13 protein-coding genes are annotated in these 16,293 nt (G+C 70.9%); all 13 read left to right on the top strand.

The window, feature by feature from the left end; genetic code table 11:
- Positions 1-134: 134 nt before the first annotated feature.
- The 13 genes from ABZ453_RS34780 (at position 135) to ABZ453_RS34720 (ending at position 16,236) form a co-directional block, all read left to right on the top strand.
- Positions 135-1,469, top strand: coding sequence for an OFA family MFS transporter (locus tag ABZ453_RS34780; RefSeq protein ID WP_359021347.1), 1,335 nt, complete (start codon positions 135-137; stop codon positions 1,467-1,469).
- The gene (locus tag ABZ453_RS34775; RefSeq protein WP_208781035.1) at positions 1,435-1,572 is read left to right on the top strand and encodes a hypothetical protein; all 138 of its coding nucleotides are present in this window, start codon (positions 1,435-1,437) and stop codon (positions 1,570-1,572) included. Before ABZ453_RS34780 ends, ABZ453_RS34775 begins: the two co-directional genes overlap by 35 nt.
- A gap of 152 nt (positions 1,573-1,724) precedes the next feature.
- Complete coding sequence (locus ABZ453_RS34770; protein WP_359021344.1) at positions 1,725-2,663, top strand: beta-ketoacyl-ACP synthase III; 939 nt, start codon at positions 1,725-1,727, stop codon at positions 2,661-2,663.
- 143 nt (positions 2,664-2,806) lie between these two features.
- Entirely contained in the window at positions 2,807-3,484 is a 678-nt protein-coding gene (locus ABZ453_RS34765; RefSeq protein ID WP_359021342.1) for a GntR family transcriptional regulator, read from the top strand.
- A 199-nt stretch (positions 3,485-3,683) separates the two neighbouring features.
- Positions 3,684-4,865, top strand: coding sequence for an ROK family transcriptional regulator (locus ABZ453_RS34760; RefSeq protein ID WP_359021412.1), 1,182 nt, complete (start codon positions 3,684-3,686; stop codon positions 4,863-4,865).
- Between the two features lie 137 nt (positions 4,866-5,002).
- The gene (locus tag ABZ453_RS34755) at positions 5,003-6,520 is read left to right on the top strand and encodes a sugar ABC transporter ATP-binding protein (RefSeq protein ID WP_359021340.1); all 1,518 of its coding nucleotides are present in this window, start codon (positions 5,003-5,005) and stop codon (positions 6,518-6,520) included.
- Positions 6,517-7,536: an ABC transporter permease gene (locus tag ABZ453_RS34750; RefSeq protein ID WP_359021338.1), complete on the top strand. Its 1,020-nt coding sequence runs from the start codon at positions 6,517-6,519 to the stop codon at positions 7,534-7,536. Before ABZ453_RS34755 ends, ABZ453_RS34750 begins: the two co-directional genes overlap by 4 nt.
- Before the next feature lie 52 nt (positions 7,537-7,588).
- Positions 7,589-8,629 carry a substrate-binding domain-containing protein gene (locus ABZ453_RS34745; protein WP_359021411.1) on the top strand — a complete coding sequence of 347 codons (1,041 nt, stop codon included), beginning with the start codon at positions 7,589-7,591 and terminating at the stop codon, positions 8,627-8,629.
- Between the two features lie 59 nt (positions 8,630-8,688).
- The gene (locus ABZ453_RS34740; RefSeq protein ID WP_359021336.1) at positions 8,689-9,897 is read left to right on the top strand and encodes a Gfo/Idh/MocA family oxidoreductase; all 1,209 of its coding nucleotides are present in this window, start codon (positions 8,689-8,691) and stop codon (positions 9,895-9,897) included.
- Positions 9,898-9,910: 13 nt separating this feature from the next.
- Positions 9,911-10,909, top strand: a complete 999-nt coding sequence (locus ABZ453_RS34735) for a sugar phosphate isomerase/epimerase family protein (RefSeq protein WP_359021334.1) — start codon at positions 9,911-9,913, stop codon at positions 10,907-10,909.
- 98 nt (positions 10,910-11,007) lie between these two features.
- Positions 11,008-13,512, top strand: a complete 2,505-nt coding sequence (locus ABZ453_RS34730; RefSeq protein ID WP_359021332.1) for a carbohydrate-binding protein — start codon at positions 11,008-11,010, stop codon at positions 13,510-13,512.
- Positions 13,513-13,526: 14 nt separating this feature from the next.
- Complete coding sequence (locus ABZ453_RS34725) at positions 13,527-14,867, top strand: ThuA domain-containing protein (RefSeq protein ID WP_359021409.1); 1,341 nt, start codon at positions 13,527-13,529, stop codon at positions 14,865-14,867.
- A gap of 157 nt (positions 14,868-15,024) precedes the next feature.
- Positions 15,025-16,236, top strand: a complete 1,212-nt coding sequence (locus tag ABZ453_RS34720; RefSeq protein ID WP_359021330.1) for an inositol-3-phosphate synthase — start codon at positions 15,025-15,027, stop codon at positions 16,234-16,236.
- Positions 16,237-16,293 lie beyond the last annotated feature (57 nt).

Genomic DNA, 16,293 nt, shown 5'->3' with positions numbered 1-16,293 from the left:
CGGGACGGCCCGTGACCGTTCGTCGTCCGCCGCCGACCGTTCGTCGCGCCGTGCATACCGCTCATCGCATACGGTCGACGCTTTGCCCTCCCGTACCTTCCCAACTCCCGTACGGATTCCTAGGGTTCGGGATCATGAGCCCCCCTGTAGCGCCGCCCGGCTGGAGCCGCTGGCTCGTCCCCCCGGCCGCCCTCTCCGTCCATCTCTCCATCGGCCAGGCCTACGCCTGGAGCGTCTTCAAGCCGCCGCTCGAATCCGCGCTGAACCTCGACGGCACGGAGAGCGCGCTGCCGTTCCAGTTCGCCATCGTGATGCTCGGTCTGTCGGCCGCGTTCGGCGGCACGCTCGTCGAGCGCAAAGGGCCACGCTGGGCGATGACCGTGGCGCTGGTCTGCTTCTCCTCCGGCCTGCTGCTGTCCGCGCTCGGCGCGGAGACCAAGCAGTTCTGGCTGATCGTCCTCGGCTACGGCGTGGTCGGCGGCGTCGGCCTCGGCATCGGCTACATCTCGCCCGTGTCGACACTGATCAAGTGGTTCCCGGACCGGCCCGGCATGGCCACCGGCATCGCCATCATGGGCTTCGGCGGCGGCGCGCTGATCGCCTCCCCCTGGTCGGCGCAGATGCTGTCCTCCTTCGGCACCGACAACTCCGGGATCGCGCTGGCGTTCCTGGTCCTCGGGCTGTCGTACGCCGTCTTCATGTCGCTCGGTGTGCTGCTGGTGCGGGTGCCGCGCACCGAGAAGCCGGTCCAGGACGCACCCAGCGCCCTCGAGGGCGTGCAGGTCTCGGCGGCGAGCGCGGTGCGCACCCCGCAATTCTGGTGCCTGTGGCTCGTGCTGTGCATGAACGTGACGGCGGGCATCGGCATCCTGGAGAAGGCCGCGCCGATGATCACGGACTTCTTCGCGAACAGCTCGGCCGCCGTGTCGGCGTCCGCCGCCGCCGGTTTCGTCGCGCTGCTGTCCGCAGCCAACATGGCGGGCCGCATCGGCTGGTCGTCCACCTCCGACCTGATCGGCCGCAAGAACATCTACCGCGTGTACCTGGGCGTCGGCGCGGTGATGTACGCGCTCATCGCACTGTTCGGCGACTCCTCCAAGCCGCTGTTCGTGCTGTGCGCGCTGGTCATCCTCTCCTTCTACGGTGGCGGCTTCGCGACCATCCCCGCCTATCTGAAGGACCTCTTCGGCGCCTACCAGGTCGGCGCGATCCACGGCCGGCTGCTCACCGCCTGGTCCACCGCCGGTGTGCTCGGTCCGCTGATCGTCAACTGGATCGCCGACCACCAGAAGGACGCCGGCAAGACCGGCTCGTCCCTCTACACCCTGTCCTTCGTCATCATGATCGGCCTGCTCGTCGTCGGCTTCGTCGCCAACGAGCTCGTCCGGCCGGTCGACCCCCGTCACCACATCCCCGCACCGAGGAGGGCCGCCGATGTCGGAGCACGACAGCAGCCAGAGTCCGCCTGACCGGCGCCCGCTGATCGCCTTCGCCTGGCTGTGGGTGGGCGCACCGCTCGTCTATGGCGTCTACGAGCTCGTGGAGAAGGCGACGAAGCTGTTCACCGGGTGACCGTTCGGCAGGTGTTCGGGCGTCCGAGGGCCTGACAGAAGCCCACAACCCGGGCGCCCGATTCCTGTCGCCTCGGCTGCCGCCGTACTCGTGAGTCACTGATCAGACTGGTGGATCCCGCAACCCGAAGCAGCAACGAGGGGGATCCACCCATGAACGGCTCGCGCATCGCCGCCGTCGGCCATTACCAGCCCGCCAAGGTGCTCACCAACGAGGACCTGGCGGGCATGGTGGACACCAGCGACGAGTGGATCAGGTCCCGGGTGGGGATCCGTACCCGGCACATCGCCGGGCCGGAGGAGCCGGTCGACGAACTCGCCGCGCACGCCGCCGCGAAGGCGCTCGCGGCGGCGGGCCTCGCGCCCGGCGACATCGACCTGGTGCTGGTCGCCACCTCCACGGCCGTCGACCGCTCGCCCAACATGGCCGCCCGGGTCGCCGCCCGGCTCGGCATCCCCTCGCCCGCCGCGATGGACGTCAACGTGGTCTGCGCCGGCTTCACCCACGCCCTGGCCACCGCCGACCACGCGGTGCGCGCCGGTGCCTCGGCCCGCGCCCTGGTCGTCGGCGCCGACAAGATGTCGGACGTGACCGACTGGAGCGACCGCACCACCTGTGTGCTCGTCGGCGACGGGGCGGGGGCCGCCGTGGTCGAGGCCGCCGACCGTCCGCTGATCGGGCCGGTGCTGTGGGGCTCCGTGCCCGAGATGGGGCACGCGGTGCGGATCGAGGGGACGCCGGCCCGGTTCGCGCAGGAGGGGCAGAGCGTCTACCGCTGGGCCACCACCCAGCTGCCGTCCATCGCCCGCAAGGCCTGCGAACGCGCCGGGCTCGCGCCCGAGGAACTCGCCGGGGTCGTCCTGCACCAGGCCAACCTGCGCATCATCGAGCCCCTCGCAGAGAAGATCGGCGCCGTCAACGCCGTCGTCGCGCGGGATGTCACCGAGTCCGGGAACACGTCCGCGGCGAGCATCCCCCTCGCCCTCTCCAAGCTGGTCGAACAGGGCGCCCTCTCCACCGGCGACCCGGTCCTGCTCTTCGGCTTCGGCGGCAACCTCTCGTACGCCGGACAGGTCGTCCGCTGCCCGTGAGCGGGGGTGTGCCGGGCAGCCGTGTGACGAGACCAACTCGCCGTCCCCCTGGCGGTTGTGCGCCGTAGACTGTAGACGAAAGACAATCGATACTGGCTTTCCGGCTGCAGTTGCCCCGCGCTGCCCAGGAGGGGGACCGACCGATGTTGTCGACAGGACTGCCGCAGGGCGCGGTGCCCAAGCTCGAACGGCCCGGACCGCTGCGCGACCGCGTCTACGAGGCACTGCTCGAACTCATCACCACGCGCGCCCTGCAGCCCGGCCAGCACCTGGTCGAGAGCGAACTCGCCGGTCACCTCGGTGTGTCCCGGCAGCCGGTGCGGGAGGCGCTGCAGCGGCTGAACACCGACGGCTGGGTCGATCTGCGGCCCGCCCAGGGCGCGTTCGTGCACGAGCCGACGGAGGAGGAGGCCGACCAGCTCCTGACCGTCCGTACGCTGCTGGAGGCCGAGGCCGCCCGGCTGGCCGCCGCCAACGCGGGCAGCGCCGGCATCGCGGTCCTTCAGGAGCTGTGCACCGAGGGGGAGAAGGCGGTCGCCGCCGACGACGTGGACGGCGCGGTGGCGATGAACGCCCGCTTCCACGCCAAGATCATGGATCTCGCCGGCAACGCGGTCCTCGCCGAACTGGCGGCCCAGGTGGACCGCCGGGTGCGCTGGTACTACACGCCGATCGCGCGCCAGCGCGGCCGGCAGTCCTGGATCGAGCACCGCGAGCTGATCGCCGCGATCGCGGACCGGGACGAGCAGCGGGCCACGCGGCTGATGCGCGACCACACGGAACACACCCGGCGGTCGTACCACGAGCGGGAGGAATCCTGACCCGGGCGGGAGGGTCGAGCCGGCCTGACACCAAAGGACGGCCGGGTCTGGACTCCGCTCCCTTCTTTGTCCTGTGAGTGGAGAAAGTTGTAGCGAATTCGCGCACGGCTTCTTCTCAGGCTCGGCGTTCCTTGCTACGTTCCCCTCGAAAGCCGGAACACTGGTGGCCGACTGAGGCGGGGAGGGGCTCGTGAGACGCATGACGGCACGACCCGCCAACGCACATCAGGCCAAACTGCTCAAGCTGTTGCGCGACGCAGGACCCAACTCCCGTGCGCAGCTTGGCGATCAGGTCGATCTCTCCCGGTCCAAACTGGCCGTTGAGGTGGACCGACTGCTGGAGACGGGCCTGGTCGTGGCCGACGGACTCGCCGCCTCGCGCGGCGGCCGCCGCTCCCACAACGTCCGGCTCAATCCGGAACTGCGCTTCCTCGGCGTCGACATCGGCGCGACCTCGGTCGACGTCGCCGTCACCAACGCCGAGCTGGAGGTCCTCGGCCACCTCAACCAGCCGATGGACGTCCGCGAGGGCCCGGTCGCGGTCTTCGAGCAAGTCCTGTCCATGGCCGCGAAGTTGAGGGCCTCGGGGCTCGCGGAGGGTTTCGACGGCGCCGGCATCGGCGTCCCGGGACCGGTCCGCTTCCCCGAGGGCGTCCCGGTGGCCCCGCCCATCATGCCGGGCTGGGACGGCTTCCCCGTACGGGAGGCGCTCAGCCAGGAACTCGGCTGCCCGGTCATGGTCGACAACGACGTGAACCTCATGGCGATGGGGGAGATGCACGCGGGCGTCGCGCGTTCCGTGGGCGACTTCCTCTGCGTCAAGATCGGCACCGGCATCGGCTGCGGCATCGTCGTCGGCGGTGAGGTCCACCGCGGGGTGACGGGCAGCGCGGGCGACATCGGGCACATCCAGGCCGTGCCCGACGGGCGCCCGTGCGCCTGCGGCAACCGAGGCTGTCTGGAAGCCCACTTCAGCGGGGCGGCCCTCGCCCGGGACGCCGTGGAGGCGGCCGGGCAGGGGCTGTCGGAGGAACTCGCCTCGCGCCTTGCGGCGCACGGCACCCTCACCGCGGTGGACGTCGCCGCCGCGGCCGCCGCCGGTGACGCCACCGCCCTCGATCTGATCCGCGAGGGCGGCAACCGTACCGGCCGGGTCATCGCCGGCCTGGTCTCCTTCTTCAACCCGGGCCTGGTGGTGATCGGCGGCGGGGTGACCGGCCTCGGCCACACCCTGCTCGCCGCGATCCGCACCCAGGTCTACCGTCAGTCGCTGCCGCTCGCGACGGGCAACCTGCCCATCGTGCTGGGGGAGTTGGGCCCGAACGCCGGAGTCATCGGCGCCGCCCGCCTCATCAGCGACCATCTGTTCTCACCCGCGTAAGCGCTCGTTCCCAGTACGGCTCACGTGTACGGCGCCCTGTCGTGCCGTGCCCCGAACACACCTGCCCGCAGGCGCGCCGACCGAGCCTGCCCGCACGCACCCTGCAACCGGCCCGCACGCCCGCCAAGGGGATCCGCATGGCACCAGAACCACCGCTGCTCAGCATGTCCGGCATCACCAAGTCCTTCCCCGGAGTCCGGGCCCTCGACGGAGTCGACCTCGACGTCCAGGCCGGTGAGGTGCACTGTCTGCTCGGCCAGAACGGGGCCGGCAAGTCCACCCTGATCAAGGTCCTGTCCGGCGCCCACCAGCCCGACACCGGCACGATCGGCTGGCGCGGCGAGCCGGTCACCCTCCGCTCGCCCATCGCCGCCATGCGCCTCGGCATCGCCACCATCTACCAGGAACTCGACCTGGTGGAGCACCTGTCGGTCGCCGAGAACGTCCATCTCGGCCACGAGCCGACGGCGGCCGGGTTCGTCGTCCGGGCGAAGACGGCGAAGGCGTCGACCGCCGCTCTGCTGAGGCGACTCGGACATCCGGAGGTAGACCCGGCCCGGCTGGTGGGGGAGTTGTCGGCGGCCCAGCAGCAGATCGTGTCCATGGCACGGGCGCTCTCCCACGACGTACGGCTCATCGTGATGGACGAGCCGTCGGCCGCCCTCGACCCGGACGAGGTCGACAACCTCTTCCGTATCGTCGGCGACCTGACCGCCGAGGGAGTCGCCGTCGTCTACATCTCCCACCGGCTGGAGGAGATCCGCCGCATCGGCGACCGGGTGACCGTGCTGAAGGACGGACGGGCGGTGGCCCGCGGGCTGCCGGCGAAGTCGACGCCGACCCGTGAGGTGGTCGCGCTGATGACGGGCCGCAACGTCGAGTACGTCTTCCCCGAGCGGCCCGCCTCGGTACCGGACTCGGCACCGGTGCTGGAGGTTCAAGGGCTCGCGCGGGAAGGCGAGTTCGCGCCTCTGGACCTGGAGGTGCGGCCCGGTGAAATCGTCGGCCTCGCCGGACTCGTCGGCTCCGGGCGTTCGGAGATCCTGGAGACGATCTACGGCGCCCGCAGGCCGACCGCCGGTCACGTACGGGTCGACGGGGATCCGTTGCGGCCCGGGAGCGTACGCGCCGCGGTCCGGGCGGGGCTCGGGCTCGCCCCCGAGGAACGCAAGGCGCAGGCCCTGCTGATGCTGGAGTCCGTCACCCGCAATGTCTCGGTCTCCTCCCTGTCCCGTTTCTCGCGCGCCGGCTGGATCGACCGGGGTGCCGAACTGGGGGCGGCGCGGGCGGCTGCGCGCGAGCTGTCCCTGCGGCCCGACAACCCCTCCGTGCCCGTCCGCACCCTCTCCGGCGGCAACCAGCAGAAGGCCGTCCTGGCCCGCTGGCTGCTGCGCGGCTGCCGTGTCCTGCTGCTCGACGAGCCGACCCGGGGCGTCGACGTCGGCGCCCGCGCCGAGCTGTACGCGGTCGTCCGGCGCCTGGCCGACGAGGGCCTCGCCGTCCTGCTGGTCTCCAGCGAGGTGCCCGAGGTGCTCGGCCTCGCCGACCGCGTCCTGGTGCTCCGCGAGGGACACGTCGTCCACACGGCACCCGCCCGGGAGCTCGACGAACACCGCGTACTCGACCTCGTCATGGAAGGAAGTCCGGCGTCATGACGCAGCACGCCTCCCCGCCACGGGACAACACCGACAAGATGCCGACGACAGGCCAAGTCCCCGTCTGGCGCGGCCTGTTCGCCCGCGCCGACGTCCGCACCCTCTCCCTCCTCGGCGTCCTCGCGGCCCTGGTCCTGATCGGCGGCATCACCAAGCCCGACGAGTTCCTCGACACCCGCAACCTCCAGCTCGTCCTCACCCAGGCCTCCGTCATCGGCGTCGTCACCGTCGGCATGACCTTCGTCATCACCTCCGGCGGCATCGACCTCTCGGTCGGCGCGATCGTCGCCCTGGCCTCGGTGTGGGCGACGACGGTCGCCACACAGGACTACGGCTTCGCCGGGGTCCTCTTCACGGCGGTGATCGTCGGCGTGGGCTGCGGCCTGGTGAACGGACTGCTCATCGCGTACGGCAACATGGTCCCCTTCATCGCCACCCTCGCCATGCTCGCCTCGGCCCGCGGCCTGGCCCTGCAGATCACCGACGGCCGCACCCAGATCGTCACCATCGACGGCATCCTCAAGCTCGGCGAGCGCGACTCCTACGTGCTCGGCGTCCCGCCGCTGGTCCTGGTCTTCGCGGTCGTGACGATCATCGGCTGGCTGATCCTGAACCGCACCACCTTCGGGCGCCGCACGGTCGCCGTCGGCGGCAACGCGGAAGCCGCCCGGCTCGCCGGCATCGACGTCCGCCGTCAGCGGCTGTATCTGTACCTGCTGTCCGGGCTGTGCTGCGGCATCGCCGCCTTCCTGCTGATCGTCCTGTCCGGCTCCGGCCAGAACACCAACGGCAACCTCTACGAACTCGACGCCATCGCGGCCGCCATCATCGGCGGAACGCTGCTGAGCGGGGGACGCGGGACCATCACCGGCTCGGTGCTCGGCGTACTGATCTTCACGACGATCACCAACATCTTCGCCCTGAACAACCTGCAGAGCGACGTCCAGCAGATCGCCAAGGGGGCGATCATCGTCGCCGCGGTGCTGGTGCAGCGGCGTGGCGCGAGCACGTCCTGAGGACCTGAGGAAAGGTTTCGGTACTATGTCACATTCCACCGGTGCCAGTGCTGTGTCACAGGGCACCAGCCGCAGAGGCCTCCTCTTCGGAGCCGCCGCCGTCTCCACCACCGCTCTGCTCACCGCTTGCACGAGCAACGAGAGCAAGGACGAGAAGACCGCGGCCGACAACCGGCCCGCCGCGGACGACAAGCCGGGCAAGCACGTCACCATCGGCTTCGCCGGCCCTCAGGCCGACCACGGCTGGCTCAACGCCATCAACGACAACGCGGAGAGCCGCGCCAAGAAGTACTCCGACGTCACCCTCGAGATCACCGAGGGCTCCAACGACACGGCCGCGCAGATCGGCCAGATCGAGACCCTGATCAACAAGAAGGTCGACGTCCTGGTCGTGCTGCCCGCCGACGGCAAGGCCCTCACCCAGGTCGGCCTGAAGGCGATGCGCGCCGGCATCCCCGTCGTCAACCTGGACCGTATCTTCAACTCCCCGCAGGCGTACCGCTGCTGGATCGGCGGCGACAACTACGGCATGGGCCTCAACGCCGGCACCTACATCGGCGAGAAGCTGAAGGGAAAGGCGAACGCCAAGGTCGTCGAGCTGGCCGGACTGGACAACCTGGAGCTCACCAAACAGCGCAGCAAGGGCTTCGACGACGCCCTGAGGAACTACCCCAACATCAGGAAGGTGGCCCGTCAGGCCGCCGAGTTCACGGTCGAGTCAGGCCAGGCCAAGATGGCCCAACTCCTGCAGGCCCAGCCCAAGTTCGACGCGCTGTGGAACCACGACGACGACCAGGGCGTGGGCGCGCTGCGCGCCATCGAGCAGGCCGGGCGGGACGACTTCCTGATGGTCGGCGGCGCCGGAGCGCTCTCCGCCTTCCAGGCCATCAAGCAGGACAACGGCGTACTGAAGGCGACCGTCCTCTACCCGCCCACCATGGCCGCGTCCGCGATCGACCTGGCCCGCGCCCTCGGCCAGGGCAAGGGCGTGAGCGGCATGGCGGAGTTCGAGATCCCCGCCTCGATCACGCTCTACTCGGCCGTCGTCGACAAGGACAACGTCGAGCAGTACATGCCCACCGGCTTCCGCTGACCGCCCCGCACCCCCCACGGCACAGCCACGAACAGGACGAGGACGAGGAGGACATCCGTATGGCACAGCCCCAGCAGTCGGACGGACCGGAGGCCGCGAAGCCGCCCCTGCGCGTCGGCATGGTCGGCTACGCCTTCATGGGCGCCGCCCACTCCCAGGGCTGGCGCACCGCGGGGCGCGTGTTCGACCTGCCGCTGCGGCCGGTCATGGCCGCGATCTGCGGGCGCGACGCGACGGCCGTACGGGCGGCGGCCGACCGGCACGGCTGGGCGACGGCCGAGACCGACTGGCGGGCCCTGATCGCACGCGACGACATCGACCTCGTCGACATCTGCACCCCCGGCGACAGCCACGCCGAGATCGCCCTCGCCGCCCTCGCCGCAGGCAAGCACGTCCTGTGCGAGAAGCCGCTCGCGAACACGGTGGAGGAGGCCTCGGCGATGGCGGCGGCGGCCGAAGCCGCCCACCGGCGTGGTCAGTTGGCGATGGTCGGCTTCAACTACCGCCGGGTGCCGGCGACCGCCCTGGCCCGGCGGATGGTGGCGGAAGGGCGCCTCGGACAGCTGCGGCACGTCCGGGTGACGTACCTTCAGGACTGGCTCGTCGACCCGGAGTTCCCGCTCACCTGGCGGCTGCGCAGGGAACTGGCCGGCTCCGGCTCGCTCGGCGATCTCGGCGCGCACATCGTCGACCTCGCGCAGTATCTGGCGGGGGAGAGGCTCGCGGGCGTGTCCGCCCTGACGGAGACCTTCGTACGGGAGCGTCCGCTGCCCGTCGGCGCCACCAGCGGCCTGTCCGCGGCCTCGTCCGCAGGCACCGGGCAGGTCACCGTCGACGACGCCGCCCTGTTCACCGGCCGCTTCGCCTCCGGCGCCCTCGCCTCCTTCGAGGCGACCCGCTACGCCACCGGCCGCAAGAACGCCCTGCGCATCGAACTCAACGGCGAGCGCGGCTCGCTGGCCTTCGACCTGGAGCGGCTCAACGAGCTATCGTACCACGACGGCACGGAGCCGGGAACGCACGCCGGCTTCCGCCGCATCCTCGTCACCGAACCCGACCACCCCTACCTGGACGCCTGGTGGCCGCCGGGCCATGGCCTCGGCTACGAGCACACCTTCGTCCACCAGGCCCGCGACCTCGTCCACGCCGTCGCGGAGGGCCGCCGGCCCGAACCCTCCTTCGCGGACGGGCTGCAGGTGCAGCGCGTGCTGGCGGCGGTGGAGGAGAGCGCCGAGAAGAACTCCGTCTACACGCCCGTCGCCGTCTGAGGAGGTCCCGGACATGCCACGCCAGTTCACGCTCTTCACCGGTCAGTGGGCGGACCTGCCCCTGGAGGAAGTCTGCCGCCTCGCCCGCGACTTCGGCTACGACGGCCTCGAACTCGCCTGCTGGGGCGACCACTTCGAGGTCGACAAGGCCCTCACCGACCCTTCGTACCTCCGGTCGAGGCACGAGTTGCTGGAGAAGTACGGCCTCGAGTGCTGGGCCGTCTCCAACCATCTCGTCGGGCAGGCCGTCTGCGACGCCATCATCGACGAACGCCACCAGGCCATCCTGCCGGGCGAGATCTGGGGCGACGGGGACCCGGAAGGGGTACGGCGGCGCGCGGCGGACCGCATCAAGGACACCGCGCGGGCCGCGGCGGCCTTCGGCGTCGACACCGTCATCGGCTTCACCGGCTCCGCCATCTGGCACCTGGTCGCCATGTTTCCGCCCGCGCCCGAGTCGATGATCGAGCGCGGCTACGAGGACTTCGCCGAGCGTTGGAACCCGATCCTCGACGTCTTCGACGCGGCGGGCGTGAGGTTCGCCCACGAGGTCCATCCGAGCGAGATCGCCTACGACTACTGGACAACGCACCGGGCTCTGGAGGCCGTTGGGCACCGTCCCGCCTTCGGCCTGAACTTCGACCCCTCGCACTTCGTGTGGCAGGACCTGGACCCCGTCGGCTTCCTGTGGGACTTCCGCGACCGGATCTACCACGTCGACTGCAAGGAGGCCCGCAAGCGCCTGGACGGCCGCAACGGCCGCCTCGGCTCCCATCTGCCCTGGGGCGACCCGCGCCGGGGCTGGGACTTCGTGTCCGCGGGCCACGGCGACGTCCCCTGGGAGGACGTCTTCCGGATGCTGCGCTCCATCGACTACCAGGGCCCGATCTCCGTCGAGTGGGAGGACGCCGGCATGGACCGGCTCCAGGGCGCCCCCGAGGCCCTGACCCGCCTCAAGGCCTACGACTTCGAGCCGCCGTCGGCCTCCTTCGACGCGGCGTTCGGCAACTGAGCCTGAACCGAAGCCAGTTCATTTTCCGCATCTCCGGGATGACGGCGCATCCCGGCGTTCGCACCCGCCCGTACAACCGGCCCCCCATGGAGGCATTCGTGCACGGGAACGACCGAACCACCCGCACCGAAGGACTCACAACACACAGACGACGCTTCCGCCGAGCGGTCGCCCTCCTCGGCGGCACGCTCCTCGCGGGCGCCTCGCTCACCCTGACCACGCCCCAGGCCGGCGCAGCCGTCGCCGACCCGGGGACCGCACCGGCGGCCTCGGCGGCGGAGGACTTCCAGCAGGTCACCCTCGCCAAGGGGGAGGCGGAGGTCGGCGAACCCATGTCGCTCGCCGTCCTCCCCGGCCGCTCCGTCCTGCACACCTCACGCGACGGCGAGCTGCGCCTCACGGACGCCGCCGGCAACACCCGGCTGATCGGCAAGCTCGCTGTCTACTCCCATGACGAGGAAGGGCTCCAAGGCGTCGGAGTGGACCCGGACTTCGCGACCAACCGGGCCATCTACCTCTACTACGCGCCCCCGTTGAACACCCCGGCCGGTGACGCCCCCGAGACGGGCACCGCGGCCGACTTCGCCCCCTTCGACGGCGTCAACCGCCTCTCCCGCTTCGTGCTGAAGGCGGACGGCACCCTCGACACCGCCAGCGAGAAGAAGGTCATCGACATCCCGGCGTCCCGCGGCCTGTGCTGCCACGTCGGCGGCGACATCGACTTCGACGCGGCCGGCAACCTCTATCTGTCGACGGGCGACGACACCAACCCCTTCCAGTCGGACGGCTACACGCCCATCGACGAGCGCGCCGACCGCAACCCCGCCTTCGACGCCCAGCGTTCCGCGGGCAACACCAACGATCTGCGCGGCAAGATCCTGCGCATCAAGGTGAACGCCGACGGCTCGTACTCCGTCCCCGACGGCAACCTCTTCGCGCCCGGCACCGACAGGACACGCCCCGAGATCTACGCGATGGGCTTCCGCAACCCGTTCCGCTTCAGCGTCGACAAGAAGACCGGAATCGTCTACGTCGGTGACTACGGCCCCGACGCGGGCGCCGCCGATCCGGCCCGCGGCCCGGCCGGCCAGGTCGAGTTCGCGCGTGTCACCGGCCCCGGCAACTTCGGCTGGCCGTACTGCACCGGCGCCAACGACGCCTACGTGGACTACGACTTCGCGACGAAGACCTCGGGCGGCTCCTTCGACTGCGGGGCCCCGAAGAACAACTCCCCGCACAACACCGGCCGCACCGACCTGCCCCCGGCCCAGCCCGCCTGGATTCCCTACAACGGCCCGTCCGTACCGGAGTTCGGCGACGGCTCCGAGTCCCCCATGGGCGGTCCGGTCTACCACTACGACGCCTCGCTCGACTCGCCCGTCAAGTTCCCCGAGGCGTACGACGGCGACTTCTTCGCCGGTGAGTTCGGCCGCCGCTGGATCAAGCGGATCGTGAGCGACGGCAGCGGCACCGTGCAGTCCATCAACGCCTTCCCGTGGACCGGCACCCAGGTGATGGACATGGCCTTCGGACCCGACGGCGCGCTGTACGTCCTCGACTACGGCACCTCATGGTTCGGCGGCGACGACAACTCCGGTCTCTACCGCATCGAGAACGCGACCGACGGCCACTCCCCGGTGGCCCAGGCCGCGGCGAGCCGCACGTCAGGACAGGCCCCGCTGAAGGTGCGGTTCTCCTCCACGGGTTCGTCGGACCAGGACGGCGACGCCCTCACCTACAGCTGGGACTTCGGGGACGGCGGCAGGTCGACCGCGGCGAACCCGACGTACAAGTACAAGAAGAACGGCACCTATACCGCGACCCTGACGGCGAAGGACCCCGGCGGCCGTACCGGCAGCGCGAGCGTTCAGATCGTCGTCGGCAACACGGCACCGACGGTGACCGTCGAACTCCCGCGTGACGGACAGCTGTTCACCTTCGGTGACGCGATCCCGTTCAAGGTGCGGGTCACCGACCCGGAGGACGGCACGGCCGTCGACTGCTCCAAGGTGAAGGTCACCTTCGTCCTCGGCCATGACACTCACGGCCACCCGATCACCTCGGCCAACGGCTGCACCGGCACCCTCCAGACCACCGCCGACGGCGGCCACGACGACAACGCCAACATCTTCGGGGTCCTGGACGCCGAGTACACCGACAACGGAGGCGGCGGCCAGGCCCCGCTCACCTCCCACGGGCGCAACGTCCTGCAGCCCCGCCACCGCCAGGCCGAACACTTCGGCGACAGCTCCGGCGTCACCGTCGTCGCCCGGGACACCGCGCACGGCGGGAAGACGGTCGGCGACATCGGCAACGGCGACTGGATCTCGTTCACCCCGTACGCCCTGAGCAACGCCACCAAGGTCACGGCACGCGTGGCTTCCGGCGGCGCGGGCGGGCGGCTGGAGATCCGCGCGGGTTCGCCGACCGGCACCCTGCTCGGCAAGGCGACCGTCCCCGTGACCGGCGGCTGGGACACCTTCCAGGACGTCAGCGCCGCCCTGTCCCGCGCACCGAAGGGCTCGACCGCGCTCTACCTGGTCTTCAAGGGCGGTTCGGGCGCGCTGTTCGAGGTGGACGACTTCACCTTCACGACGAGCTGAGGGGAGGAAACGTGATGCGCTCAACCGGCCGCTCGGCAACCGTCATCGCGGGCGCGGCACTGGTCCTCGGCTGCGTCTCGGGTCCCGCCGCCTCGCACCCCGCCGACGCCGGGAAACGGGTGCTGGTCTTCTCCAAGACCGCCGGCTTTCGGCACGACTCCATTCCGGCCGGCGTGGAGGCGGTGCGGCAGCTGGGTAGCGGCGGCGGCTTCACCGTCGACGCGACCGAGGACGCCGGGGCGTTCACCGCCAAGAACCTGCGCCGCTACGACGCGGTCGTGTTCCTGTCGACGACCGGGGACGTGCTGAACGACGCCCAGCAGACCGCCTTCGAGGGCTACATGCGGCACGGCGGCGGCTACGTCGGCGTCCACGCCGCCGCCGACACCGAGTACGACTGGGCGTTCTACGGCGGCCTCGCGGGCGCCTACTTCCAGTCGCATCCGGCGATCCAGCCGGCGAAGGTGGCCGTCGAGGACCGGGCTCACCCGGCGACCTCGGGCCTGGAACGGACCTGGTCCCGTACCGACGAGTGGTACAACTACCGCTCCAACCCCCGGGACCGGGCCCATGTCCTGGCCTCGCTCGACGAGTCCTCGTACACCGGCGGCACCATGAACGGCGACCATCCGATCGCCTGGTGCCAGACCTACCAGGGCGGCCGGGCCTTCTACACCGGAGGCGGCCACACCAAGGAGTCGTACGCCGAACCGGCCTTCCAGCAGCACCTGTTGGGCGGTCTGCGATGGGCGACCGGCGACGTCCAGGCCGACTGCCGTCCCGAGAACGGCTACCGGCCGCTGCTCGACGGCACATCCCTGGACGGCTGGAAGCAGGCGGGCCCCGGCTCCTTCACCCTGGCCGACGACGGCACGCTGACGTCGTCGGGCGGTATGGGCCTGCTCTGGTACGCCACGTCGGGCTTCACGTCGTACTCCCTGAAGCTCGACTGGAGGATGGCCGGGCCCGACGGGGACGACAACTCCGGTGTGTTCGTGGGCTTTCCGCCCTCGGACGACCCGTGGTCGGCCGTGGACAACGGCTACGAGATCCAGATCGACGCCACCGACGTGCCCGACAGGACCACCGGGTCCGTCTACGGCTTCCAGTCCGCCGACCTGCACAAGCGCGACCGTGCGCTGAACCCGCCGGGGGAGTGGAACACGTACGAGATCCGCGTGGAGGGTGAACGGCTCCGCGTCTGGCTCAACGGCGTGCAGATCAACGATTTCACCAACACCGACCCGGCCCGGAGCCTCGCCGACGGACACATCGGCATCCAGAACCACGGAGCCGACGACCAGGTGTCCTTCCGCGACATCCGGATCAAGGAACTGCCCGGCAAGGGCGACTGAGCGGCGGCGGGCGAAGGACGCCGGACCTCCGCCCGCCGCCTTCCACCCCGCCCGGGGACCGCAGGATCAAGGAATTCCGTCACGCGGGATTCATCGATCCCCGGAGCTGTTGATTTGTGGTGCTTCGTACCCGACGCGTTCGACGAGGAGGCCGCCCATGTCCGCGTCCCTTTCCGTATCCCGGCCACGCGTCGGGGTATGGCTGATCGGGGCCCGTGGCTCCGTCGCCACCACCGTCGTCGCGGGCTGCGCCGCGCTGACCGCCGGCCTGCGACCGCCGACCGGCCTGCTCACCGAGACCCCGGCGTTCGCGGACACCGGCCTGCCGCCCCTCGCCGCGCTCGTCTTCGGCGGACACGACACCCAGGACTGCCCCCTGCCGAAACGTGCCGAGGCACTGGCGGCCGGAGGCGTCCTCCCGTCCGGCCTCCCAGCCGCCGTCCCGGCAGAACTGACCGCCGCCGAGGAGGAGATCAGACCGGGCGGCCCGGTGCCGGGCGACACCCGCACCGAGCAGGAGCTGATCGCCGCCTTCACCGCGGACATCCATGACTTCGTACGACGACGCGGTCTGGACCGCGCGGTAGTGGTGAACGTCGCCTCCACCGAGCCCCCGGCAACGGACCGTGCCCTCCCGCCGAGCTCCCTCTACGCGGCGGCGGCCCTGCGCGCGGGCTGCCCGTATGTGAACTTCACCCCGTCGACCGGCCTGCACCACCCTTCGCTGGCAGCCGCCGCGGAGCGGAGCGGCCTGCCGTACGCCGGGCGCGACGGCAAGACGGGCCAGACGCTTCTGCGTTCCGTCCTGGGCCCGATGTTCACCCAGCGCGCCCTGTCGGTCCGCGCCTGGTCCGGCACCAACCTCCTCGGCGGCGGCGACGGCGCGGCACTGGCCGACCCGGCCGCGGCCGCCGCCAAGAACGCCGGCAAGGAGCGCGTCCTGGCCGAGACGCTCGCGGTGACTCCCGAGGGCGAGGTCCACATCGACGACGTCCCCGCGCTCGGCGACTGGAAGACCGCCTGGGACCACATCGCCTTCGACGGCTTCCTCGGCACCCGCATGATCCTCCAGACCATCTGGCAGGGCTGCGACTCGGCGCTGGCCGCGCCCCTGGTGCTCGACCTGGCCCGGCTGACGGCCCGAGCGCACGAGGCGGGCCAGGCCGGGCCTCTGGGCGAACTGGGCTTCTACTTCAAGGACCCGGTGGGTGAGGGACCGGCCGCGCTGGGGGAGCAGTACGCGGCGCTCCTCGGGTTCGCGGAGCGACTGCGGGCGACGGGCGGGGGCCGGGGCTCCGACGGTTGGTCCGCCGATTCCCGCCGGCGCGCGGTTCACGGTGGTTCGGACCGGCAGGGGGACCCGCGATGAGCCGGCTGCGAGCGTGGGACCTCGGCCGGTGGACGGGCCGGAGAGTCGGCCGAAGTA

It is taken from the genome of Streptomyces sp. NPDC005799 (assembly GCF_040630525.1).
Classification (GTDB): domain Bacteria; phylum Actinomycetota; class Actinomycetes; order Streptomycetales; family Streptomycetaceae; genus Streptomyces; species Streptomyces griseorubiginosus_B.
This window is presented reverse-complemented; position numbering and strand designations above follow the sequence as displayed.

What these genes read in the sequence shown, in the direction of transcription:
- ABZ453_RS34780 (WP_359021347.1), top strand. Translation starts at nt 135, where the DNA reads ATGAGCCCCCCTGTAGCGCCGCCCGGCTGGAGCCGCTGGCTCGTCCCC.
- ABZ453_RS34775 (WP_208781035.1), top strand. Translation starts at nt 1,435, where the DNA reads ATGTCGGAGCACGACAGCAGCCAGAGTCCGCCTGACCGGCGCCCGCTG.
- ABZ453_RS34770 (WP_359021344.1), top strand. Translation starts at nt 1,725, where the DNA reads ATGAACGGCTCGCGCATCGCCGCCGTCGGCCATTACCAGCCCGCCAAG.
- ABZ453_RS34765 (WP_359021342.1), top strand. Translation starts at nt 2,807, where the DNA reads ATGTTGTCGACAGGACTGCCGCAGGGCGCGGTGCCCAAGCTCGAACGG.
- ABZ453_RS34760 (WP_359021412.1), top strand. Translation starts at nt 3,684, where the DNA reads ATGACGGCACGACCCGCCAACGCACATCAGGCCAAACTGCTCAAGCTG.
- ABZ453_RS34755 (WP_359021340.1), top strand. Translation starts at nt 5,003, where the DNA reads ATGGCACCAGAACCACCGCTGCTCAGCATGTCCGGCATCACCAAGTCC.
- ABZ453_RS34750 (WP_359021338.1), top strand. Translation starts at nt 6,517, where the DNA reads ATGACGCAGCACGCCTCCCCGCCACGGGACAACACCGACAAGATGCCG.
- ABZ453_RS34740 (WP_359021336.1), top strand. Translation starts at nt 8,689, where the DNA reads ATGGCACAGCCCCAGCAGTCGGACGGACCGGAGGCCGCGAAGCCGCCC.
- ABZ453_RS34735 (WP_359021334.1), top strand. Translation starts at nt 9,911, where the DNA reads ATGCCACGCCAGTTCACGCTCTTCACCGGTCAGTGGGCGGACCTGCCC.
- ABZ453_RS34725 (WP_359021409.1), top strand. Translation starts at nt 13,527, where the DNA reads ATGCGCTCAACCGGCCGCTCGGCAACCGTCATCGCGGGCGCGGCACTG.
- ABZ453_RS34720 (WP_359021330.1), top strand. Translation starts at nt 15,025, where the DNA reads ATGTCCGCGTCCCTTTCCGTATCCCGGCCACGCGTCGGGGTATGGCTG.